The sequence below is a fragment of the Arthrobacter echini genome (assembly GCF_008107445.1).
In the GTDB taxonomy this organism is placed as follows: Bacteria; Actinomycetota; Actinomycetes; order Actinomycetales; family Micrococcaceae; genus Arthrobacter_D; species Arthrobacter_D echini_A.
The window spans coordinates 502,230-524,664 of record NZ_VSLD01000001.1 but is presented as its reverse complement, the minus strand read 5'-3'; the positions used below and the strand labels follow the sequence as shown (position 1 = coordinate 524,664).

Here is a 22,435-nt window from a genome sequence, read left to right as displayed (position 1 = left end):
CTGCCGGACCCCCGGTCCTCACCGGGGGACTCCTCACCGGGGGACTTCGGGGGTGACGGTGACCTCGTCGCCGGTGACGGCGAGGTCCGCCTCGAACTCGAAGCCGATGGACTCGGAGACGTCGGTCTCCGCGCCGGAGAAATAGGTCTTGAGCGTCGTCTCCAGACGGGCCGAGCCCTTGAGGGACGAGACCGTCCAGTCGTCGCCCTCCTCGGTGACCGTCACAGGGGGATATTCCTCGATGGTCCACGCGATGTCGCCGGCCAGCGGCTCGGTGGTGACATAGGTGAACGGGCACCCCGTGGGCTGGAAGACCGCCTGGTCCGCGCACGTGTCGAGGAAGGCATGCACCTGGTCGTCGACCGCGCGGGCGAGCTCGGGTGTCTGCTCGGGGACAAGCTCCAGCGGAGCCGGTGACCCGGTTCCCGCGACGACAGCGCGTTCCTCGGAGGAGACGAGGTACGGGGTGTCGTACCGTGCGGACACAGCCGCCGGATAGAACGAGGCGAGCTCGACATTGCCATCTGGCAGCCCCACATCGACGCCGTTGACGCTCGCTTCCTCGCCGTGGCGCGTGGAGACCCCGACCGTCGGCAGCACGCCCGGCTCGAACTCCCAGACCTCGAACACACCCCACTCGGTGCCGGTCTGCTCGAGCGGAAGGAGTGTGGTGTGGTCCTCATCATTGACGCGGTAGGTCACCGGAACCTCGACCGTGTCCGGACCTGTGTCGCGGGCATCCTGGATCGTGGTGTCCTCGAGGGGCGCTGTCGCCGCCCGCAGGGCGTCTCCGTCCAGCAGGCTGGCATCGGAGCCGTCGGGGACCGTCGCGTTGAGAAGCCCGAGCGCCCGCCCTCCCTCACCCTGCTGGAGCGCGCCGAGGTACAGGTCCACCCGGTGTTCGGGACTGTAGAGCCTCGCATTGAGGCTGCTCACCACCGCCACGAAGGCGGCGATGAGCAGGAGGAGGCAGAGCAGCCAGGCTGCGGTGACCTTCACGACCGGGGTTGTCTGCACCCCCCCACGGTACCGGCTGGCCGGTCAGCCGGGCAGGAAGCCCAGGAGTGTTCCGACGACGGCGCATGCGAACCCGACGACGGCCAGGACGCGGGTGCCCCGGTAGGGTGCCCGGAGCGAGAAAGTGCGCGGTGCACGGGCATGGTAGTAGATGTCTACCTCGTCGCCCGGAGGCGGGGCAGAACCGTCACCGTCACGGGCGCGAACCCGGCTGGTCCACAGCGCCTCGACGATCCGGTACCGGTGGTCGTGCCAGCGCAGATAGGGATGCCCCTCGAGTTCGAACGTGATGGCCAGCGTCCGGGTCCACGAGCCGTACACCAGCCGGATCAGGACCGCGGCGAGCAGGAGCCCGAGTCCCAGTGCGGTGAGGGTGGAGCTCAGGATCTCGATCACCACCACCGAGATACCCCCATAGCCGCTGCGTGCGCAGAGGGTCCCGGGGTCACCGGCGTCTGCGACGGCGCTGGGTACCGAAGAGCCCACGGGCCAGTTCCCGTCCGATCACGCCGGCGGCCTGCAGCGCGAGATCGGCCATGTCGGTGGTCTCCCGGGAGCGCGCGGGGGCTCGTCGGTCGGGTCCAGGACCGGGCCGGCACTCCGCGCCGGAGGGCTCCGCGCCGGACCCGGACGGACGGGACGGAGCGCCCAGGATGTCCTCCTCGATGCGCCTCGCCTCGTCGTCGTGATCGGGGCCCGGCGCGGACGGTCCCGCTCCGCCCGGGCTTCCCGGGGAGGCGACCGTCGGCACCGCGCCCGCTGCGGCCCGTCCGGTCAGCTTCTCGGCGGCCGAGTGGCTGTCGACCGCCTCACGGTAGCGGGGCAGCAGCGCCGATGCCGCGACGACGGCGGACACGGTGCCCTCCGGTGCCCGCCCCATGACGGACTGCGGGGAGCGGAGGCGGGTCCAGGCCACGGGGGTGGGGGCGCCGCGGTCGTTCATCACCGTGATCACAGCCTCCCCGATCCCGGCCGAGGTCAGGACCTCCTCGAGGTCGTACGGGCTGATGGGGAAGGTGGACACCGTGGCGCGCAGGGCCTTCGCGTCGTCCGGTGTGAAGGCCCGCAGCGCGTGCTGCACCCTGTTGGCCAGCTGCCCGAGCACCTCGCCCGGGAGGTCCTTGGGCGTCTGCGTGATGAAGAAGATCCCGACGCCCTTGGAGCGGATCAGCCGCACCGTCGCCTGGATGGACTCGCGAAAGGCCTTGGACGAGCCGGTGAAGAGCAGATGCGCCTCGTCGAGGAAGAACACGAGCCGCGGCTTGTCCACGTCCCCGATCTCCGGCAGTTCGGCGAACAGATCGGCGAGCAGCCACATCAGGAACGTGGAGAACAGCCGGGGCTGCTGCTGCACGGTGGCGAGCTCGAGGCACGAGATGATGCCGCGCCCGTCCGCGGCCGTCCGGAGCAGATCGGCGGTGTCGAACTCGGGCTCACCGAAGAAGGAGTCCATGCCCTGCGCCTCGAGGGTGACGAGCTCACGCAGGATCACCCCGGCGGTGGACTTCGACAGGCCCCCGAGCGAGGCGAGCCCGTCCTTGCCCTCGTCCGAGGTGAGGAAGGTGATGACGGCGCGGAGATCGGTGAGGTCGTAGAGCTCCAGCCCGTTCCGGTCGGCATAGTGGAACACGAGCTGGAGGCTCGACTCCTGGGTCTCGTTGAGGTCCATGACCCGGCTGAGGAGCAGGGGGCCGAAGGAGGAGATGGTCGCCCGGACGGGGACGCCGTCGCCGTCGGCGCCCAGACTCAGGAACTCGACGGGGAAGCCGGCGGGGCTCCAGTCCTGGCCCACGCTCTCGGTGCGTTCGCTCACCCTGTCCGATGCCGTGCCGGGTGTGCTCAGGCCCGTGAGGTCGCCCTTGATGTCGGAGAGGAAGACCGGCACCCCGTGGGTGGAGAGCTGCTCGGCCATCACCTGCAGGGTCACGGTCTTGCCGGTCCCCGTGGCGCCGGCGATCAGCCCGTGCCTGTTCATCATCGCCAGTGGCAACCGCACCTGCGCCTCGGCGTGCAGCTCGCCGTCCACGAGGGCCGCCCCGAGCTGGAGGGTGGGCCCGCCGAACACGTAGCCGGCCGTGATGTCTGCGAGCTGCGCGGTCGCGTCGTGTTCGGCCATAGGGCCAGAGTACACAGCGGGACCGTCACCCCCGGGGGCGACGGTCCCGCGCCGGTCGTGCCGGATCCCGGCCGGGCGTCTCAGCCCGCGGAGTGCTTCCCGCCCGCTGCGGTGGCACCGGAGGAGTGGCCGGCTCCCGTCCTGACTGCCTCGGTATCGTGTCCGGTCCCACCCGTCCCGGTGCCCCTCTCGCCGTCGGCCTGCTGTGCGGTGGCGATCTCCTCCGCACGCTCCTCGTTGGCCTCGCGGGTGAGCTCTGCTCCTGCTTCGGCATCCCGCGTCAGATTCTCGCCGGACTCGGCGTCGAACAGATGGAGCTTGCGCGTGTCCAGCCACAGCTCCGCCTCCCGGCCGCCACGGATACGGCTCGCCGCGTCCAGGGTGACCACGATCTGCGGGCGCAGTTCGTCCGCGTCCATCTCACGGGCAAGATTGTCGAGCAGCCCGCGTACCTCCGGTGCCGGATCGAAGTCTATGTACCCGTACTGTTCGTTGCCGAGCCATTCGGTGTGCGTCAGGGTGGCCGTGAACACGGTCCCGTTGGCCCGCTTGTGGTCCTCCACGAGCTGGGCGTCCTCGAAGAACTCGGGGCGGAGGCCCACGAGCACCACCTTCTTGCCTGCGGCCTTCTCGGCCTTGGCCGCCGGGATCTCCAGGTCCCCCAGCGCCGTCCGCAGCGTGTTCCCATCGAGGGTGGCGGGGAGGAAGTTCATCGACGGAGAGCCGATGAACCCGGCGACGAAGAGATTGACGGGCTGTTCGTACAGCTCCCGCGGCGAGGCGATCTGCTGGAGTTCGCCCTTCTTCAGCACCGCCACGCGGTCGCCGAGGGTCATGGCCTCGGTCTGGTCGTGCGTCACGTACACCGAGGTCACACCCAGCCGGCGCTGCATCTGGGAGATCTCCGAGCGCATCTGCCCGCGGAGCTTGGCGTCGAGGTTGGACAGCGGCTCGTCGAACAGGAACGCGTCCGCCTGCCGGACGATGGCCCGGCCCATCGCCACCCGCTGACGCTGGCCACCCGAGAGATTCGCGGGCTTGCGCTGCAGGTGGTCCGTGAGCTCGAGTGTCGCCGCGGCCTCGGTGACGAGCTTGTTCACCTGGTCCTCGGAGTGCTTGCCCTTGGCGAGCCGCAGTGGGAACGCGATGTTCTCGTAGACCGTCAGGTGCGGGTACAGCGCGTAGTTCTGGAACACCATGGCCAGATTGCGGTCGCGCGGGGCCTTGTCGTTGACCCGCTCACCGTCGATCAGGAGGTCGCCGTCGGTGATGTCCTCGAGTCCCACGATCATGCGCAGCAGGGTGGACTTCCCGCAGCCGGAGGGACCCACGAGAATGATGAACTCGCCGTCGGCGATATCGATGCTGATGTCGTTCACGGCGGGGAAGCCGTCGCCGTACTTCTTGACCAGATTATTCAGGGTGATTGAAGCCATGGTGCGAATCCTTTACTTGAACCGGAGGGCGTCAGCCCTTGACGGCGCCCGAGGTCAGGCCCGAGACGATCTGGCGTTGGAAGAGGAGGACGAGCAGGACCACCGGGATGGTGACGATGATCGCTGCTGCCGAGATCGCCCCGGTGGGCGCCTCGAACTGGGAGGCTCCCGTGAAGAAGGCGAGCGCGGCCGGAACCGGGCGCGCCGTCTCGGTGGAGGTCAGCGAGATCCCGTAGACGAAGTCATTCCACGCGATGAAGAAGGCGATGATCGCCGTCGTGAAGACGCCCGGGGCCGCCAGCGGCACGATCGCCTTGCGGAACGCCTGCCATGTCGTCGCGCCGTCCACCTGCGCGGCCTGCTCGAGCTCCCACGGGATCTGCCGGAAGAAGGCGGCGAGGGTCCAGATGGAGATCGGCAGGGTCAGCGACAGGTACGGGATGATCAGGCCGAGCCATGTGTCGTACAGGCCGATGGTCCGCCAGAGGTTGAACAGCGGCGTGACGATGGAGATGACGGGGAAGATCGAGACCGCGAGGGCCGTGGTGAGGACCAGTCCCTTCCCCGGGAAGTCCAGTCGTGCGATCGCGTAGGCACACAGGGTGGCCAGCACGACGGCGATGAACGTCGCGATCAGCGAGATGCCGATCGAGTTGCGCAGCGCGGAGAGGAAGAGGCCCTGCGCGTCACCGACGAGGATCTGCTCGTAGTTCGACGTGGTGGCCGTCCCCGAGGACGGCAGGAACGTGCCGCTCGTGAGATCGCTGGGCGCCTTGAACGAGGTGGCCAGGATGGACATGACGGGGAACAGCGCGTACACGAGCACGAGGACCGTGACGATGGCCCAGAGAACCTTTTTCTTGGTGCCTGAGTTCGTCATCACTTTCCTCCCTGGGTGCCGGCGAGATCGACCTTGAACAGTCTGATCGCGATGAAACTGATGATCAGGACGCACAGGAACAGCAGCACCGAGACGGCCGAGCCGAGTCCTATCTCGAGCCTGCTGATCGATTGTCGGTACGCGAGCAGGGACAGGACCTCGGTCCCGTAGGCGCCGTTGGTCATGATGAACACGTTGTCGAAGATCCTGAACGCATCCAGCGCCCTGAAGAGGACGGCTACCATGATCGCCGCCTTCATGTTCGGGATGATGACCCGGCTCATCTGCTCCCACCAGGTGGCGCCGTCCACCTTCGCCGCCTCCGTGAGCTCGCCCGGCACCTGCGCGAGGCCGGCCAGGAGCAGGAGGGAGATGAACGGGGTGGTCTTCCAGATCTCGGACGCCATGATCACGAACAGGGCGGTGCCCGTCTGGGCGAACCAGTTCGTGTTCTCATCGATACCGGGAAGCCAGTCGAACCAGGAGTTGACGTACCCCGAGTTGATGTCGAAGGCATAGAACCAGGCGAACGCGGAGACGACGGTGATGATGCCGTACGGCACCAGGATGGCGGTCCGGAGGACGCCCTTGATGGACTTGAGGGCCTTGTCCATCACGAGGGCCAGGGCGAAACCGAGCACGAGCTCCACGGCCACGGTGACGACGGTGATGAGCAGGGTGGTGCCGAGGTCGCGCCACCACACGGAGTCGGTGAGGATCACGGCGTAGTTGCCGAGCCCCACGAACTCGCGCTCGTCGGGGGTGGTCAGACGGAACTGGAACAGGGACTCGAAGGCTGCCTGGAGGATCGGATAGAGCGTCACGAGCAGCATCACGATGAAAGCGGGTCCGGCGAGCAGCCAGCCGAGGCGTCGCTCGGCCCGGACGCGGTCGCTGTACTGCCGGCGGGCCTTCTTCTCCGGAGTGGATCGCGTCTTCACGCTCGGCGTGTTCTCGGGGGAGCTGGTGGGCTCGGCCGGTGGAGCGGGTATGGCGGAGGTCATAGCAGCCTCTCTCCTCGTAGGACCGCGGTGATGAAGTCGGAGGATTCCTCCGGGGTGGTGTCCGGGTTCACCGCGCCCGGCGGGGCCCACAGCTGCTGGATGCCCGTGGACACCTCGTTGTAGAACGGTGTCTGCGGACGGGGCGCCGCGTCCTGGAGGGAATCGCGGATCACCGGGGCCATGGGGAAGGACTCCTCGATGCGCGGATCCTCGTAGGCCTCGGTGTTGGAGGGCGGATTGCCGTTCGTGACGAAGTACTCGGCCTGGTTCTCCACCGAGACGATGCACTGGACGGCCTCGTAGGCGAGCTCGGGGTTGTCACTCTCCGCCCCGACGCCCAGATTGATGCCACCGAGCGGAGGAGCCGCGGCCTCGTCATCGAGCACGCGCGGGAACACGCCCCAGCCGATGTCTTCGACCAGCGCCTGGTCGAGGGTCCCGGATTCGACGGCGCCCACCGTGGCGGGCCAGACGAAGGGGTAGTTGACCATGAACGAGCCCGAGTCGCTCTGGAACAGGTCCAGCGATGCGTTCTCGTTCTGGGTGGCCAGACCGGGCCCGCCCAGATTCTCGTCGCCGATGGTGGAGATGATCCGTGCCGCCTCGCGCCCGGCGTCCGAGACGAGCCCGAGTTCGATCTCGTCGGAGGGGGCTTCCGGATTGGTGACGATCGACCCGCCGGCGGATTCGATCAGGGCGTTCACCCAGACCGTCATCGACTCGGCCTGGGTGCCCTGGACCCCGAGTTCCTTGTCCTGGGTTTCGGCGGCCTCGATGAGCTGGTCCCAGGTGACGGGCTTCGTCATGTCCATGCCGGCGGCCTCCGCCACCGACTTCCGGTACCAGAGGATCTGCGTGTTGGCCCAGAACGGCACGGTGACGAGCTCGTCCTTCCAGGTGGCACCGGCCAGGGCACCCTCGACCACGTTCTCGGTGGTGGCCTCGGCGACGTCGTCGGGTACCGGCGCGAGGAAGCCCGCGAGTTCCGGGACGAAGGGTGGGTCCAGGCTCATGATGTCGAGCGAGGAATCGCCCGCCGCGAGACGGCGGGCGAGCTGCTCACGCTGGGAGGCAGCGTCACTGGGCAGGAGCGAGGTCTCGATGCGGTACCGACCATCGGCCTCGGTGGTGCACTTCTCGGCGATGGCGGCCTGGCCGCCGGCATCCGGATTGATGTACCAGGTGAGGGTGTTCTCCGATTCCCCGGACCCGCACCCGGTCACCAGGAGTGTGCCCATCAGGATGCTTGCCAGCGCCGCGGCCCTGGGGCGGTTCTTCACCGGATTCGGTGTTCTTCGACTGGTCGGCATACGTACCGAGCCTCCACATCCTCTGTAGGTGGGCCGGTCACCGACCCGATGGAACCGTCAGCCGGGCCGACGTGCTTTTGACCATATGCCCTGACGCATCAATCCGCTAGGCAGTACCCTTATGGTTTTGCACCATGACCGGTCGACGCCCGGATCGCGGCAGGGCAGGGCTGCGGATTTCCGGGGAGGGCGCAGCGGCAGATGATGCCGGCATCGAGGGGGAACTGAGCGGGCGACGGGAATCGAACCCGCGTATCGAGCTTGGGAAGCTAGCGCTCTACCATTGAGCTACGCCCGCGTGGGATCTGGCGGTCGTCGACCGGATCCCTGCTGTCCGGCACATACCCGCCGAGCAACGAGATCGAGCCTACCCCACCGTCGGGCGCGCTCAAACACTGTCCCGGAGCTGCAGCTACGACGGCGGGGTGGGTCCGCCGGGCTCCTTCGGGGCGATCGACCGGGCGTTGTCCGATGGATGAGGGTGCGGTGCCGTGGTGTCGGCCCGTGCGCGGTCGATCAACTCACGCCAGGGCTCCTCGAGCCTGCTCTCGGGGAGGCTCACCTCGGTGTACCCGATGGTGATGACGTAGGTGAACCGGTCCCGCTGGTCGTCCGGCGGATCCGGGGCCGCCGCTTCGGCCTCGGCGAGGGGGAGCCACCGCTGTTCGGCCTCCGTGGTGCTGACGTCGACGCTCCAGCGGCGCGTGAGCCCGCCGACGCCGCCCGATCGGGTGATCTCGATCCTCACGGCGTCACGCCCACCTCCGCCCACGCACCGGTGACGGCCTCGGCCTCGCGGCTCCCGACGCCGAAGCGCCGCGCGGCGGCGTCCTGGGTGGCCCGCGCGAAGGTCGGGAAGTCGCAGTCGGCGGGAATCCCGCCATCGACCACGGTGTCGAACCAGATGTTCCCCGCGCCCTTCCAGGCCGGTCCGCCCAGGGTCGTCGCGGCGAGGTAGAAGGCGTGGTTCGGAATGCCGGAGTTGATGTGCACACCGCCGTTGTCGGAGGAGGTCTCCACGTAGTCCGCCATGGTGGCGGGCTGCGGATCCCTGCCGAGGACGTCGTCGTCGTACGCCGTGCCCGGCGCCTTCAGCGAGCGGAGCGCCACCCCCTCCACCTGGGCCGTGAAGAGGCCCTCGCCCACGAGCCATGATGCGGCGTCCGCCTGCTGACCGAGCGTGCGCTGCTCCACGAGGACACCGAAGACGTCCGAGAGCGACTCGTTGAGTGCGCCCGACTGGCCCTGGTACTCGAGATTCGTGGAGTACTGGGTGAACCCGTGCGTCAGCTCATGGCTGATCACGGTGAGCGACGCCGTGAACCGGCCGAAGATCTCGCCGTCGCCGTCACCGAACACCATCTGTTCGCCGTCCCAGAAGGCGTTGTCGTACTTGGTGCCGTAGTGCACCGTGGCGAGCAGGGCCTTGCCCGCGCCGTCGATCGAGGACCTGCCGTACTCCTCGCTCAGGAGGTCGTAGGTGGCGCCCAGGCCACTGTAGGCCTCGTCCGCCGAGACGTCGCCCGTGGCGGGATCGCCTTCCTCCCGGACCAGCCGGCCGGGCAGCTCCTCCCGGCTCCCGGCGTCGTGGATCCTCCGGGTCAGCGTGCCCGGTACGGCGCTGCCGCGGCGGATAGGCGCGCGGAGCGCGTCGGCGCGGGCCTGCAGGACCGGGTCCATTTCGGCCAGGGCGCGGCTCGCCGCCCGGGACGCCGGGGCGAACCGGGGATCATCGAGTGCGGCGATGCGGTCGAGCAGGTGCGGCGGGACGATACTGCAGTGGATCTGCTGCATGGGGGCCTCCTTCGCTGTGTCCCACCGTAGACCCAGGGGCCCACGAAGTCAGGGGCACGTAGGCTGGGGTCATGAGCGTGGAGCGGAACACCCGCAAGCTGGAGCGCGGTATCGAACGGGACTTCTCGGACAAGATGAGCTACGGCTCGTACCTGGAACTGGACCGGCTGCTGGATGCGCAGCGGCCCGTGAGCTCCCCCGAGCACCATGACGAGATGCTGTTCATCATCCAGCACCAGACGTCCGAGCTGTGGCTCAAGCTCGTGCTCCATGAGCTCCGCGCCGTGCGGACGGCGCTGCGCTCGGACGATCTGCGGGCCGCCATGAAGGGCATTGCCCGCATCAAGCACATCCAGCGGTCGCTGACCGAGCAGTGGTCGGTGCTGGCCACCCTCACGCCCACCGAGTACGCGCAGTTCCGCGGTGACCTGGGATCCTCGAGCGGCTTCCAGTCCTACCAGTACCGTGCGGTGGAGTTTCTGCTGGGCAACAAGAACGCCGCGATGATCGACGTCTTCGACGCCGACCCGGCCGCCCAGGAGCTGCTCCGGGAGCTGCTGGGGCAGAGCAGTGTCTACGACGAGTTCATCGCGCTGCTCGCCCGGCGCGGGTACGGCATCCCGGAGACCCTGCTGGAGCGCGACGTGAGCGTTGCCCACGAGTTCTCACCCGCGCTCGTCGCCGTGTACAAGGAGGTCTACGAGGACGCCGTGGGCCACTGGGACATCTACGAGGCGTGCGAGGAACTGGTGGACCTCGAGGACAACTTCCAGCTGTGGCGCTTCCGTCATCTCAAGACCGTCGCGCGGACCATCGGATTCAAGACGGGCACCGGTGGTTCCTCGGGGGTCGGCTTCCTCCAGCGGGCCCTGGAGCTGACGTTCTTCCCCGAGCTCTTCGCGGTCCGCACCGAGATCGGCCGCTGACGCGGGCGCTCGGGAGGGCCCGTGCAGGGCTGGTAGTTTTGGACGGTGCTGATCTCAGACCGCGATATCCGGGCGGACATCGCCGCCCGGCGCATCATCCTCGATCCCTTCGATCCGGCGATGGTGCAGCCCTCCAGCGTGGATGTCCGGCTCGATCGCTACTTCAGGCTCTTCGACAATCACAAGTACGCGCATATCGACCCCGCGGAGGACCAGCCGGAGCTCACCCGGCTCGTCGAGGTGGCTCCGGATGAGGCGTTCGTCCTGCATCCGGGCGAGTTCGTCCTCGGTTCCACCTACGAGACCGTGACCCTCCCGCACGATGTCGCCGCGCGGCTCGAGGGCAAGTCCTCCCTCGGGCGCCTCGGCCTGCTCACGCATTCCACGGCCGGTTTCATCGACCCGGGTTTCTCGGGGCATGTGACCCTCGAGCTGTCCAACATGGCCACCCTGCCCATCAAGCTGTGGCCCGGGTCCAAGATCGGCCAGCTGTGCTTCTTCAGGCTCACCTCCCCGGCCGAACACCCCTACGGGTCGGGGGAGTACGGCAACCGCTACCAGAACCAGCGGGGCCCGACGGCGTCGCGCAGTCACCTGAACTTCCACCGGACCGCGATCCCGGGACCGGACGGACAACCTGCCAGCTGACCGGTGGACGATCACCGGAGCCGTCAGGCCTCCGGCAGGACGGACGGCGCCACGCGTGCGGGCGGCTTCACCGGGATCAGCAGGAGCAGGCCTGCGAGCAGCACCACGAGAATCCCGATGACCCCGTAGAGCTGCGAGCCGAAGATGCCGATGCACAGGGCGAAGAGCGTCGGGGCCAGGAAGCTCACCGCCCGGCCCGTGGTCGCGTAGAGGCCGAACAACTCCCCCTCGCCACCGGGGGGCGCGAGGCGCGCGAGGAACGCGCGCGACGACGCCTGGGCCGGGCCCACGAACAGGGTCAGCAGCAGGCCGAAGACCCAGAACGTGGTGTCGGAGGTCCACTCCAGGCCGAAGACGGAATAGGTTCCGGTGCCGAGCAGCAGGATCGCCGACCCGGCCACCAGCAGTCCGATCAGCGCCCCGATGATGACCCGCTTGGGGCCGATCCTGTCGTCCAGGAACCCCCCGATCACCGCTCCGGTGGCCGCGATGACATTCGCTGCGATCGCGAAGACGATCACCAGGGCCGCCGAGAAGCCGAACGCCCCCGCCGCGAGGACCCCGCCGAACGTGAAGACCGCCGCGAGCCCGTCCCGGAAGATCGCACTGGCCAGCAGGAAGTAGATGGTGTGCGGGCTCTGCCGGTACATCGCTGCCACGCGCCTGAGTAGCAGGCCGTAGGACGCGAGGAACCCGAGCTGGGCGGCAGCCGCCCTGCGTGGCAGCTCCGGGATGGTGAACAGCACCGGCAGGGCGAAGGCGGCGAACCAGAGCGCCGAGAAGACCGCGACGAGCCGGATGTTCAGGCCGTCCTCGCCCGAGGCTCCCTGCCAGTCGACCACGGGTGAGATGAACACCAGGAGGACCACCACGAGCGCCGCGATACCGCCCACGTATCCCATGGCCCACCCGAAACCACTGACGCGTCCGATGGTGGACGGCGTGGAGATCTGGGTCAGCATGGCGTTGTAGTTGACGCCGGCGAACTCGAAGAAGATGTTCGCGGCTGCGATGAGCGCCACCCCGAGGATCAGCATCTCCGGGCTCGGGTAGACGAAGAAGCACAGGCCGGTCAGGACCACGACGATGAGCGTGTTGATGCCGAGCCACCGTTTCCGCCGGCCCCCGGTGTCGGAGCGCTGCCCGGTGACGGGGGCGAGGAGTGCGATGAGCAGACCGGCGGCGGCGAGCCCCCAGCCCAGGACCTGGGAGGTCCGTGCTTCACCACCGAAGGCCTCGGAGGTCAGATAGACGGTGAAGACGAAAGTGGTCATGACCGCATTGAAGGCGGCGGACCCCCAGTCCCAGGAGGCCCAGGCGAGAACGGGTCGGCTGAAGATGCGCCCCGAACCCACGGTGGGCAGGGTCGCTGCGACCGCAGGCGTACCCGGGGGCTGCTGATGCGCGCTCATGGGTGAATGCTAGCCCCGTATGACCCAGGTCATACGGGTACGGTCCGCTCGTCCCGCGCCTGTCATCGATGCCGGGCGGCGATCGGCCCGCCTATAGACTGCAGGAGCCCGACCGTCCCACCGCAGCGGAAGATCGAGACCCATGCTCACAGTGCTGATCGCGATGTTCGCGCTGGCATTCGCGGCACCTTCGCTCTTCTCCCGCCTCGGACGGTCCGCCTTCTTCATCCTCGCGGCCGCGCCCGCGGCCGCCTTCGCCTGGCTCCTCGCCATGCTGCCCGCCGTCCTGTCGGCGGACCAGAGCGCCGCCGGCGATCAGCCCGGGGCGCCGCCGTCGGTCACCGTGCCCTGGATCCCGAGCCTGGGGCTCCAGCTCGCCTTCCGCCTCGACGCCCTCGCGGCCGTGCTCTGCATCCTCGTCCTGGGCGTCGGTGCCCTGGTGCTGTTCTACTGTGCGCGCTACTTCAAGAACGACGACGCTGACGTGGGCGCCTTCGGAGGGCAGCTGCTCGCCTTCGCAGCGGCGATGTTCGGGCTGGTGCTCGCCGATGACCTGATCCTGATGTTCATCTTCTGGGAACTGACCACGATCCTGTCCTACCTGCTCATCGGATACTCGCGCCAGCGACTCTCGGCCCGTCGCTCGGCGCTGCAGGCGCTGATCGTCACGACCGCCGGTGGCCTGACGATGCTCGTCGGCCTCATCGTCCTCGGGCAGGAGGCCGGGACCTACCGCATCTCCGAGATCCTGGCCGCTGCGCCGTCCCTCGTGGCGCGTGGCGCGATCATCGACGTCGCGATCGTCCTGATCCTGGTCGGTGCCATCACCAAGTCCGCCCTGGTGCCCTTCCACTTCTGGCTACCCGCCGCGATGGCCGCGCCCACGCCCGTCAGTGCCTATCTGCATGCCGCAGCCATGGTGAAGGCGGGAATCTTCCTCACGGCGCGTTTCGCCCCGGGGTTCAGCGAGACCACCTTCTGGTATCCGGTGATCCTCGTCCTCGGGATGACGACGATGCTGCTCGGCGGGTGGCGTGCCCTACGGCAGTTCGACCTCAAGCTCGTGCTCGCCTACGGGACGGTGAGCCAGCTCGGTTTCCTGACCATGGTGGTGGGGCTCGGGGGTCGCGACGGAGCCGTGGCAGGCCTCGGTCTGCTCCTGGCACACGGATTCTTCAAGGCCACACTGTTCCTGGTGGCCGGCATCATCGACCACCAGGCCGGAACCCGCGATCTCCGGGTGCTCTCGGGAGTCGGCTCCACCTCTCCGGTCCTGTTCGTCGTGTCCCTCATCGCCGCCGCGTCGATGGCCGGAGTGCCACCGCTGGTGGGCTTCGTCGCCAAGGAGTCGGTGTACGAAGCCTTCGTGCACCGGTCCGAGGACGGGCTCGTGGGAACCCTCCTGCTCGGGGGCATCGTGCTCGGGTCGGTCCTGACCTTCGCCTACAGCGCGCGCTTCCTCTGGGGAGCATTCGCCCTCAAGCATGGGACGCCCCGGACCAAATTCTCCCGGGTCCGGCCGTCCTTCCTGCTCGCCCCGGCGGTCCTCGCCGTGGCCACCGTGGTGTTCGGTCTCTGGCCCGTCCCGCTCGATCTCCTGGTCCAGCCGTACGCCACCCTGTTCGCCTCGGACATCGCCGCGCCGCACCTGGCCCTGTGGCACGGTGTCAGCCTGTCGCTCGTGCTCACCGTCGTCACGCTCGGCGCGGGTGTGGCGCTGTTCGTCCTGCGCAACCCGCTCGAGCGGTTCCAGGCCAAGCTGCCGCAGGTCCCCGAGGCCGCCGCCGTCTACCGTTCCACCGTGAGCGTGCTCGACGCCGTCGCCTTCTGGGTCACGGGCCGCACGCAGAGGGGCTCCCTGGCGTTCTACCTCTCCATCATCCTGTCCACCGCCGTCCTCGTGCCGCTGACAGCCCTCATCCTCTTCGACGGACCCGTGCCCACCGCCTACCAGTGGGCGCAATCACCCGCCCAGGGGGTTGTGGCCGTCGCGATCCTCGTGGGGATCGTGGGTGCGCTGAGAGCCCGCAAGCGTTTCACGGCGGTGGTCATGGTGGGGATCACCGGGTACGGCCTGGCCATGATCTACGCCCTGCACGGGGCGCCGGACCTGGCCCTGACGCAGCTGCTCGTGGAGACGATCGTGCTCGTGGCCTTCGTCCTGGCGCTGCGGTCACTGCCGGCCAGGCTGTGGAGCAGGGCGGGCCGACAGCGCCGACTGCTGCGCGCAGGCCTCGGGATCGCCTTCGGTTCCATCATGGCCGTCATCGCCACGTCGGCCATGGCCGCCAGGACCGCAGCGCCCATCTCGCTGGCCTATCCCGAGCTGGCGTACGAGGAAGGCGGTGGGGCCAACACCGTCAACGTGCTCCTCGTGGACATCCGGGCCTGGGACACCTTCGGTGAGATCACCGTCCTGGCGCTCGCAGCGACGGGCATTGCCAGCCTGATCTTCATCCGCGGGCGCAGCGACACTCGGAACCGGGCCGTCGACGTCGAGGACGGCTCGGTCGACAGCGCACAGGAGTCCCTGGACGCGGGGGGCCGCGCCGAGGCCGCGCGCCGGCTCGCCGCCCGGTTCGCCGACGTCGCACGCGATCCGTGGCTCGTCGCCGGGCGGACCCTCGCCCCCGAGCGGCGATCGATCGTCTTCGAGGTCATCACGCGCCTGCTGTTCCACACCGTGATCCTGCTGTCCATCTATCTCCTCTTCGCCGGCCACAATCTGCCCGGTGGCGGCTTCGCGGGGGGACTCCTGGCGGGAATCGGCCTGGCCATCCGGTACCTGGCCGGCGGCCGGTTCGAACTCGCCGAAGCAACTCCGGTCAGCGCGGGTGCGCTGCTCGGTACGGGTCTGGCGGTAGCGGCACTGACCGCGATGGCACCCCTGGTCTTCGGAGGCGCCGTCCTCGAGAGCTACATCCTGGAATTCCGGCTGCCCCTGGCCGGCGACGTGAAGTTCGTGACGTCCACCTTCTTCGACATCGGTGTCTACCTCATCGTCGTCGGACTCGTCCTGGACGTGCTGCGGAGCCTGGGCTCCGAGATCGACGCCCGGACGGAAGCCGGGACGCCCGCCCACGACGAGTCCGTCCAGGACACCGCCGTGCCATCGACGACCGAGGAGGCGCGCCCGTGACCGTCAACATCACGCTGATCACCCTCATGGCCGCATTCTTCGCGGCAGGGCTCTACCTCCTGCTCGAACGCAGCCTCACGCGCGTGCTGTTCGGCCTGATCCTGATGGGTAACGGCGTGAACATCCTGATCCTGGCCATGAGCGGAGGAAGTGGCACGGCGCCGCTCCACATGGCAGGGACGCCCGCAGAGGAGTACGCGGACAGCCTGCCGCAGGCCCTCATCCTCACGGCGATCGTGATCACCTTCGCGGTGACGTCCTTCATGCTCGGCATGATCTACCGGTCCTGGGTGCTGCGACGGAAGGACGAGGTGCAGGACGACCCGGAGGCCCTGCGCGCCGACGATCAGGACGACTACGGCCATGGCGACACCGACAGCTCGGAGGACGCCTCCGAGTTCTCGGACGCCGGGGAGGCCCGCCCGCTCCGGCGCAGGAAGGCCGAGCCCGCGGCGGGTACCGGGCGGACGGCAGGGGAAGCGCCGTGATCGCCGCCGATCTCGCGCCGCTCGCCGTCGCCCTGCCCCTGCTCGGGGCCGCCATCACCTTCATCCTCCTCCGGTACCCGAGCGCCCAGCGCTTCGTCAGCATCTCGACGCTGGTCATCACCCTGGGCCTGGAGGTGGTGATGCTCCTCGCCGCACCCTCCACCGGCACGCACGCGGTACGTCTGGGCGGCTGGGAGCCCCCCTTCGGCATCGTGCTCGTGGTGGACCAGTTCTCGGCGCTCATGCTCGTGATCTCCTCGGTGGTCAGCCTCACGGTCCTGGTCTACGCAGCGGGCCAGGGGACCGCCGACGGTGACGAGGAAGGGCCGGTGTCGATCTTCCACCCCACTTACCTGATCCTCGTGGCCGGGGTCTCGAACGCTTTCCTGACCGGGGATCTCTTCAATCTGTACGTGGGCTTCGAGATCCTGCTGACCGCCAGTTACGTCCTGATGACCCTCGGCGGTACGGCGCCGCGCATCCGCGCGGGTGTAACCTACGTCGTCGTGAGCGTGGTGTCCTCGATGCTGTTCCTCATCGCGATCGGCATGATCTACGGGGCCACGGGCACGGTGAACATGGCCGATCTCGCGGTGAAGCTCGAGGACGTGGACCCGGCGACACAGCTGGTGCTGCACCTGATGCTGCTCGTGGCCTTCGGCATCAAGGCGGCCGTCTTCCCGCTCTCGTTCTGGTTGCCGGACTCGTATCCCACGGCGCCGGCTCCCGTGACCGCGGTGTTCGCCGGACTGCTGACCAAGGTGGGGGTGTACGCGATGGTGCGCGTGGAGACCCTCCTGTTCCCGGGGGACCGCATCAACTCGTTCCTGATGGTGATCGCCCTGCTGACCATGATCGTGGGCATCCTCGGTGCCCTGGCACAATCCGATCTCAAGCGGCTCCTGTCCTTCACGCTGGTGAGCCACATCGGCTACATGGTCTTCGGCCTGGCGCTCTCCTCCCGGCTCGGGCTGGCGGCCACCGTCTACTACGTGGTGCACCACATCACCATCCAGACGAGTCTCTTCCTCGTCACCGGCCTGGTGGAGCGCCGCGGCGGCACGGCGGACGTGGACCGCCTCGGCGGCCTCGCGAGGCTGTCACCGCTGCTGGGCATCCTCTTCTTCGTCCCGGCCATGAATCTCGCCGGCATACCGCCCTTCTCGGGGTTCCTCGGCAAGCTCGGCCTGCTCGAGGCCGGCGTCGAGCTCGGGACCCCGCTGGCCTTCGTCCTCGTGGCCGGAGCCGTGACCACGAGCCTGCTCACCCTGCTGGTCATGGCCCGCGTGTGGAACCGGGCCTTCTGGCGCAGCCCCGAGGACGTCGAGGACCCGGATCCCATCCTGCTCGCCGCGACCGCCGACGGTTCACGCGTGACGGCGTCGCTCCAGGTGACGGGCGAGGACACCGGGAGATTCGCCGGGAAGAACTCCGTGACACTGCTCCCCGCGACCATGACGGGTCCCACCATCGGACTCGTGGCCCTCGGACTCGGCCTGACCATCCTCGCCGGACCGCTGTTCACGCTCACCGACAATGCAGCGGCCGAGATGCTGGACCGCGCTCCCTACATCGAGGCCGTGCTCGGCGCGGGAGCAGGCCGATGAGCCGGCAGAAGTTCTCCCTCGTCACGGATGTGCCACTCATCCTCTGGCTCACCTTCGTGTGGGGTGCCCTCTGGCAGGATTTCGGAGCAGGGACGCTGATCTTCGGCCTGGTCATCGCCTTCGTGGTGGTCAACTTCTTCTATCTGCCGCCGGTGGGGTTGAGCGGGCGGTTCAATATTCTTGCGTTCCTCTCCTTCAGCGCCGGTTTCCTCGTGGACCTGGTCACCGCCAGCGTCGAGGTCTTCTGGCTGGCGGTGACCCGGGGACCGGCACTGCGCAACGCCGTCGTCGCGGTCCGGCTGCGCAGCCACTCGGACCTGATCGTCACGGCGACCGGCCACGCGACCTCGCTCATCCCCGGATCACTCGTGGTGGAGGTGGACCGGGCAACCTCGACGCTCTACCTCCACTGCCTGAATGTCAGCACCGAGGAGGACGCAGAGGCCATGCGAGCTACCGTGCGGAAGTCGGAGGCGGCTTTCATCCGCATCATGGGTACCAAGGAGGAACTCGCGGAGTTGCGGGCGGAGGGATCCGTATCATGACCGGCGTCATCTATGTCGTGCAGGGGATACTCGCCGTGGCCGTGCTCCTCGCCCTGTACCGGGCGGTGCTCGGCCCCTCGCTCCTCGACAGGGTCCTGGCGCTCGACGTCGTCCTCGCGATCATCGGGGCAGCCCTGGTCCTCACCATGATCGTCAATCACCACACGGACCACCTGATCCTGCTCGTCGTCATCTCGCTGATCGGCTTCATCGGCTCGGTCGCGGTGGCCCGCTTCATCACGGAGAGGGGATAGCACCGTGCTCAGCGACGTCGTCGTGTCGATCCTGCTGATCGGTGGGGCCCTCATGTCCCTCGCAGCCGGGATCGGGCTGGTCCGCTTCCCGGATCTGCTCTCCCGGATGCACGCCGCCACCAAACCGCAGGTCCTCGGGCTTCTGCTGTTCCTCCTGGCGCTCGCCCTCGAGACCGGGAGCTGGCCGCTGATCCCGCTGCTGGTGCTGTGCTGGTTATTCCAGTTGCTCACGACCCCGGTCTCCGCGCACATGGTGGGCCGCGCCGGGTATCGCACGAGGCACCTCCGGCGGGACCTGCTCACGATCGACGAGCTGGACGACGTCGTCGCCTGCGCCGTGGTCGAGGTGGACAGGCAGGCTCCGCCTCACGAGGCCGACCCAGTGGAGGGGCGGGAGGATCACGATCGTCGCGGCGGCGTGGACCACTGACGGAGCGCCGTTCCTCAGTCGTCCATCGTCCGGACGGCCCCCGGGCCGCATGTGGTCGCCATCGCCGTTCGGAAGGGGCCGACCATCGCGTCCGGCGAGGCGGCCGCCGCGACGAACCCGTCGGGCCTGACGAGGTAGGCCGTGCCGGGCCGGAGCGGGGTGGAGCCGAGTGTGCCGAATGTGTGGAAGGGGAGTCCCAGCTGTCTGCCGCCTGTGGCGGCCCGACGCCCGGTCTCCTCGTCCGCGGCGTACAGGTGTACCTGCCACCCGGCGGAGCGCAGCACGTCGAAGTTCCCTCCGGTCCAGGGCAACCGGCGGCCCAGGACGGGATCGCGCCGCTGCGGGTGCCGCCTCCCACCGGTCGGGCGTCGTGATCCTCCCGTCGGCGCGCCGGCTGCCTCCACGGGGTAGCGGATCCGGATCTGGCCCAGGTAGCCCGCGAGCCGGCGACCCAGCGGGACATGCGGCAGGATCGCGACGGCGACCGGCAGGACGACGCGCGGCACGTACCGGCGCACCAGGAGCGCACGCGTCGAGCCCGAGGTGATGCCGCGGAACAGTCGATCGGTGGTAGCCAGGAGCCGCAGCGCGACGGGACGGCGTTCCGCCTCGTACCGGTCGAGGACGGCGTGGTCCGCTCCCGGCCGGAGGGCGTCGGCGAGGGCGAAGGCCAGATTGTGGGCGTCCTGCAGCCCCGTGTTCATGCCCTGCGCGCCCACCGGGGAGTGGACGTGCGCGGCGTCGCCGGCCAGGAGAACCGGGCCGTCACGGAAGTGCCCGGCGATCCTGTGGTGGACCCGATACGTGGAGAACCACCGGTGGTCCGCGTAGGTGACGCCGAAAGCGTCCCGCAGCCGTTCGCGCGCACGCTCCTCCGTGATGGCGGATCCGTCATCGCCGGAGGCGATGCCGATCAGGCGCTGGCCGGTGCGTCCGGCGGCATCGGGGTGCATGGGGAAAGCCAGGAGGAACTCGTCCACGCCCTGGCGGATGTTCACGGAGGCGGGGGCGAGACCGTCCACTCCCACGGCGTCCACGAGGTAGAACGTCTGGCGGCTGGTCGTGCCCTCGAAGGCGATGCCGCGGAGGGCACGGACCGTCGAGGACGCGCCGTCGCACCCGACCACGAAGCGTGCGTGGATGGTGCCCGGACCGCCCGGCCCCTCGATTTTCGCCGTGACGCCCTCGGACGTCTCCAGCCGGACCAGGCGGTGCCGCCAGCGCACCGTGCCCCCGAGGCTCTGCAGATGATCGGCGAGAATCCGCTCGTTGGCACTCTGTTCGAGGATGTACAGGCCGGGGTAGGGGGTGATGCCCCGGCCGAGTGCGGTGAGCGGAACGGGAGCGAAGGCTTTGCGGCCGAAGCCCTGCCGCATCGACTCGGCCCTGACGGCCTCGTCCAGCACGCGGTCGATCACGCCGAGCTGGTCGTAGATCTCCATGGAGCGCGACTGCACCCCGAGTGCGCGGGATTCGACGGTGGGACCGTCCTTGCCGTCGATGAGCACCACGCGGACACCGAGTCGCACCAGCCAGTTGGCCAGCATCAGGCCGGTGGGTCCGGCGCCGACGACGAGGACGTCCACCCGCTCCTCTTCGCACCGCTCCATGGTGTGCCGACGCCGTCAGCGCTCGAGGATGGTGCAGACGCAGGCACGGTTGCCCTCCGCGTCCGCAAGGACGGTGAAGGAGGGGGCCTCGAAGTCCTCGACGATCCGGCCCCCGGCTGCGACGGCGGCGTCGATGCGCGCGTTCGCGACGTCGTGCGGCACCCACACGTCGAGGTGGAACCGCTGGCGCGGGGTCTCGTGCCGATCGGTGTGCTGGAACCACAGGAGCGGAACACGCCCGGTCGGGTCCACGACGTCGTCGCCGTCCACCGCGTGCGCGTCCCCGGTGAGCAGGGCTGCCCAGAACGGGCCGATGGACGCCGCGTCGGCGGTGTCGAGGGCCAGCTCCACGACGGTCGGGGCCGCAGGATCGGCGCCGATGCCCCGTTCGGCGGCCAGGAGGCTGATTTTCCGGGCCAGCTCCACATCGCGGGTCGTGACGCCGCCCGCATCATGGCTGAGGAGCTTGACGTCCACGTGTGGGTAGGTCAGTACGAGGTCGGGGTGGTGATCGGTGTCCTCCGCCAGATCGCCGATGGCTGCGACCAGGGCGAGACCGGTGGCGAAGTCCCGGGTCAGGAAACGGGCATGGAGCGCCTGCGCCAGCTTCCGCCAGTCCGCCAGACCGGCGTCGAGGACCTGGTGTGTGGCGAGGATGCTCATGCCGCCAGTATCGTCGCGCTCCTGCGGGAAGGAAAGAGCCGCTGTGGGTCCTACGGCAGCGAAGCCGCCTTCGCCCCACTGACAGGGGTGACCTGGTTACGCCGGGGTTGTCCGGTTGAGGGCTTCGACGAACTGCTCGGCTTCGGTCCTCTCGGGGCTGGAGGTTGTCGACGCGGGAACGGTGGTCATGTCGACGGACACACCGACGCCGTAGTCGCTGATCAACCATGTGTCGTTTCCGTCGGGGACCACGGTGTAGGACATGTTCCCGTAGGACATTTGCGGGAAGGGTAGGGCAGCACCGTCCAGGAGGACGTCGGCGGTGTAGACGACGGCGACGACGAAGGTGAGATTCTGTCCTGGTCCTGCCCACACCTGCTGGGTCTTGATGTTGCGGTCCTGTACTCGTGGTTCGTTCTCCCCGTACAGATACCGATAGGTCGGGGAGTCCTTCTGCCATGGCTCCATCTCCACAACGGGTGACTCTCCGGAGAGGTTCAGCTCGATCGTGTCACGTTGATCCGGGGCAAACAGGGCGCTGTGTTCGCTCCACCAGGTGTCGCGGAGCGCCGCGAGGTCCTGTGGGGGGAGCGCTGCGGAGTTGTTGAGGACCGAGTTCACGCCCTCGGAGGCGATGAAGTCACTCACGGTCCTCTGGGCGGAGGCGACTTGTTCAGGTGTGAAGACATCGGTCGGGAAGATCCGGCCGAGATCAGGCGTCGAAACGAAGCTGGGACCAGCGACGTCGTACGCCTTGTCGTCCTCGGGTAGCGGGACCTGCAGGAACGGCCCGTACGGGTGGTCGATTCGCACTCCCTCCACGGACGGAGCGGGCGGGACTGACGACGGCGCGGGCTCAGGAGTGGGCGCCGCCGTCGATGTGCTTGCCGATAGGGAAGGGGAAGGCGTCACCGTCGGAGTGGAGGTCGGAGAAACTGATGGTGTCGTCGATGCCGTGGGTCCCCCGGGGTCACTGCTGCTGGTCGTAGCGGGCTCCGTTGCTGGTTCCGCGCTACTCGTACACGCGGTGGCGGAAACTCCCAGAGTGAGGGCAAGCAGCCCGGTGGCCGTGTAGGTCTTCGTCTTCATCCGCATGGGTACCTTCTCACTGACGTGTGGTTGTTGCTGGACTGTCCGGCTTGCGGGTAGGCCGGCT

21 protein-coding genes and 1 tRNA gene are annotated in these 22,435 nt (G+C 68.5%); 8 read left to right on the top strand and 14 right to left on the bottom strand.

Translation table 11 applies throughout. The annotated features are described in order from the left end of the window. Positions 1-33: 33 nt before the first annotated feature. The 10 genes from FQ377_RS02450 to FQ377_RS02405 all read right to left on the bottom strand — a co-directional run bounded on the left by FQ377_RS02450 (position 34) and on the right by FQ377_RS02405 (position 9,557). Positions 34-1,017: a hypothetical protein gene (locus FQ377_RS02450; protein ID WP_148599642.1), complete on the bottom strand. Its 984-nt coding sequence runs from the start codon at positions 1,015-1,017 to the stop codon at positions 34-36. A gap of 24 nt (positions 1,018-1,041) precedes the next feature. Then, a complete protein-coding gene (locus FQ377_RS02445) occupies positions 1,042-1,503 on the bottom strand; it encodes a hypothetical protein (protein WP_148599641.1) in 462 nt (153 codons plus the stop codon). After that, a complete protein-coding gene (locus tag FQ377_RS02440) occupies positions 1,463-3,133 on the bottom strand; it encodes a helicase HerA-like domain-containing protein (RefSeq protein ID WP_148599640.1) in 1,671 nt (556 codons plus the stop codon). The genes FQ377_RS02445 and FQ377_RS02440 overlap by 41 nt, the downstream gene beginning before the upstream one ends. An 80-nt stretch (positions 3,134-3,213) precedes the next feature. Continuing rightward, entirely contained in the window at positions 3,214-4,569 is a 1,356-nt protein-coding gene (locus FQ377_RS02435) for an ABC transporter ATP-binding protein (protein WP_148599639.1), read from the bottom strand. Between the two features lie 31 nt (positions 4,570-4,600). Beyond that, positions 4,601-5,449 (bottom strand): carbohydrate ABC transporter permease, encoded by an 849-nt coding sequence (locus FQ377_RS02430; protein WP_148599638.1) that lies wholly within the window; start codon positions 5,447-5,449, stop codon positions 4,601-4,603. Then, a complete protein-coding gene (locus FQ377_RS02425; RefSeq protein ID WP_148599637.1) occupies positions 5,449-6,453 on the bottom strand; it encodes a carbohydrate ABC transporter permease in 1,005 nt (334 codons plus the stop codon). Before FQ377_RS02425 ends, FQ377_RS02430 begins: the two co-directional genes overlap by 1 nt. Further along, positions 6,450-7,763: a sugar ABC transporter substrate-binding protein gene (locus tag FQ377_RS02420; RefSeq protein WP_148599636.1), complete on the bottom strand. Its 1,314-nt coding sequence runs from the start codon at positions 7,761-7,763 to the stop codon at positions 6,450-6,452. Before FQ377_RS02420 ends, FQ377_RS02425 begins: the two co-directional genes overlap by 4 nt. Before the next feature lie 227 nt (positions 7,764-7,990). Then, positions 7,991-8,061, bottom strand: a tRNA-Gly gene (locus tag FQ377_RS02415). Positions 8,062-8,175: 114 nt separating this feature from the next. Beyond that, a complete protein-coding gene (locus FQ377_RS02410; RefSeq protein WP_148599635.1) occupies positions 8,176-8,511 on the bottom strand; it encodes a protealysin inhibitor emfourin in 336 nt (111 codons plus the stop codon). Next, positions 8,508-9,557, bottom strand: coding sequence for a M4 family metallopeptidase (locus FQ377_RS02405; protein WP_148599634.1), 1,050 nt, complete (start codon positions 9,555-9,557; stop codon positions 8,508-8,510). The genes FQ377_RS02410 and FQ377_RS02405 overlap by 4 nt, the downstream gene beginning before the upstream one ends. A 71-nt stretch (positions 9,558-9,628) precedes the next feature. On the opposite strand from FQ377_RS02405, the gene FQ377_RS02400 reads away from it, so the two are divergent. Both FQ377_RS02400 and dcd read left to right on the top strand, forming a co-directional pair. Then, positions 9,629-10,483, top strand: a complete 855-nt coding sequence (locus FQ377_RS02400; protein ID WP_148599633.1) for a tryptophan 2,3-dioxygenase — start codon at positions 9,629-9,631, stop codon at positions 10,481-10,483. Between the two features lie 45 nt (positions 10,484-10,528). Next, positions 10,529-11,131, top strand: coding sequence for a dCTP deaminase (gene dcd, locus FQ377_RS02395; RefSeq protein WP_148599632.1), 603 nt, complete (start codon positions 10,529-10,531; stop codon positions 11,129-11,131). A 23-nt stretch (positions 11,132-11,154) separates the two neighbouring features. Here the strand turns inward: dcd and FQ377_RS02390 are convergent, their stop codons facing one another. Next, positions 11,155-12,543 (bottom strand): MFS transporter, encoded by a 1,389-nt coding sequence (locus FQ377_RS02390; RefSeq protein WP_148599631.1) that lies wholly within the window; start codon positions 12,541-12,543, stop codon positions 11,155-11,157. 142 nt (positions 12,544-12,685) lie between these two features. Here FQ377_RS02390 and FQ377_RS02385 point away from each other — a divergent pair, with 142 nt between their 5' ends. Genes FQ377_RS02385 through mnhG form a run of 6 tightly spaced genes read left to right on the top strand, consistent with a single transcriptional unit; the run spans position 12,686 to position 19,006 of the window. Then, positions 12,686-15,682: a Na+/H+ antiporter subunit A gene (locus FQ377_RS02385; RefSeq protein WP_148599630.1), complete on the top strand. Its 2,997-nt coding sequence runs from the start codon at positions 12,686-12,688 to the stop codon at positions 15,680-15,682. Beyond that, positions 15,679-16,170, top strand: a complete 492-nt coding sequence (locus FQ377_RS02380; protein ID WP_148599629.1) for a Na(+)/H(+) antiporter subunit C — start codon at positions 15,679-15,681, stop codon at positions 16,168-16,170. The genes FQ377_RS02385 and FQ377_RS02380 overlap by 4 nt, the downstream gene beginning before the upstream one ends. Further along, positions 16,167-17,777: a Na+/H+ antiporter subunit D gene (locus tag FQ377_RS02375; protein ID WP_148599628.1), complete on the top strand. Its 1,611-nt coding sequence runs from the start codon at positions 16,167-16,169 to the stop codon at positions 17,775-17,777. The genes FQ377_RS02380 and FQ377_RS02375 overlap by 4 nt, the downstream gene beginning before the upstream one ends. Further along, on the top strand, positions 17,774-18,322 hold the full coding sequence (locus FQ377_RS02370) for a Na+/H+ antiporter subunit E (protein ID WP_148599627.1): 549 nt from the start codon (positions 17,774-17,776) through the stop codon (positions 18,320-18,322). The genes FQ377_RS02375 and FQ377_RS02370 overlap by 4 nt, the downstream gene beginning before the upstream one ends. Then, complete coding sequence (locus tag FQ377_RS02365) at positions 18,316-18,576, top strand: MrpF/PhaF family protein (protein ID WP_395858461.1); 261 nt, start codon at positions 18,316-18,318, stop codon at positions 18,574-18,576. The genes FQ377_RS02370 and FQ377_RS02365 overlap by 7 nt, the downstream gene beginning before the upstream one ends. 4 nt (positions 18,577-18,580) lie before the next feature. Further along, a complete protein-coding gene (gene mnhG / locus FQ377_RS02360; RefSeq protein ID WP_262364220.1) occupies positions 18,581-19,006 on the top strand; it encodes a monovalent cation/H(+) antiporter subunit G in 426 nt (141 codons plus the stop codon). Between the two features lie 14 nt (positions 19,007-19,020). On the opposite strand, the gene FQ377_RS02355 is transcribed toward mnhG, so the two are convergent. The 3 genes from FQ377_RS02355 to FQ377_RS02345 all read right to left on the bottom strand — a co-directional run bounded on the left by FQ377_RS02355 (position 19,021) and on the right by FQ377_RS02345 (position 22,101). Further along, positions 19,021-20,616, bottom strand: coding sequence for an FAD-dependent monooxygenase (locus FQ377_RS02355; RefSeq protein WP_148599625.1), 1,596 nt, complete (start codon positions 20,614-20,616; stop codon positions 19,021-19,023). 15 nt (positions 20,617-20,631) lie between these two features. Next, entirely contained in the window at positions 20,632-21,279 is a 648-nt protein-coding gene (locus FQ377_RS02350) for a 4a-hydroxytetrahydrobiopterin dehydratase (RefSeq protein WP_148599624.1), read from the bottom strand. Positions 21,280-21,375: 96 nt separating this feature from the next. Then, entirely contained in the window at positions 21,376-22,101 is a 726-nt protein-coding gene (locus FQ377_RS02345; RefSeq protein WP_148599623.1) for a hypothetical protein, read from the bottom strand. Between the last annotated feature and the right edge of the window lie 334 nt (positions 22,102-22,435).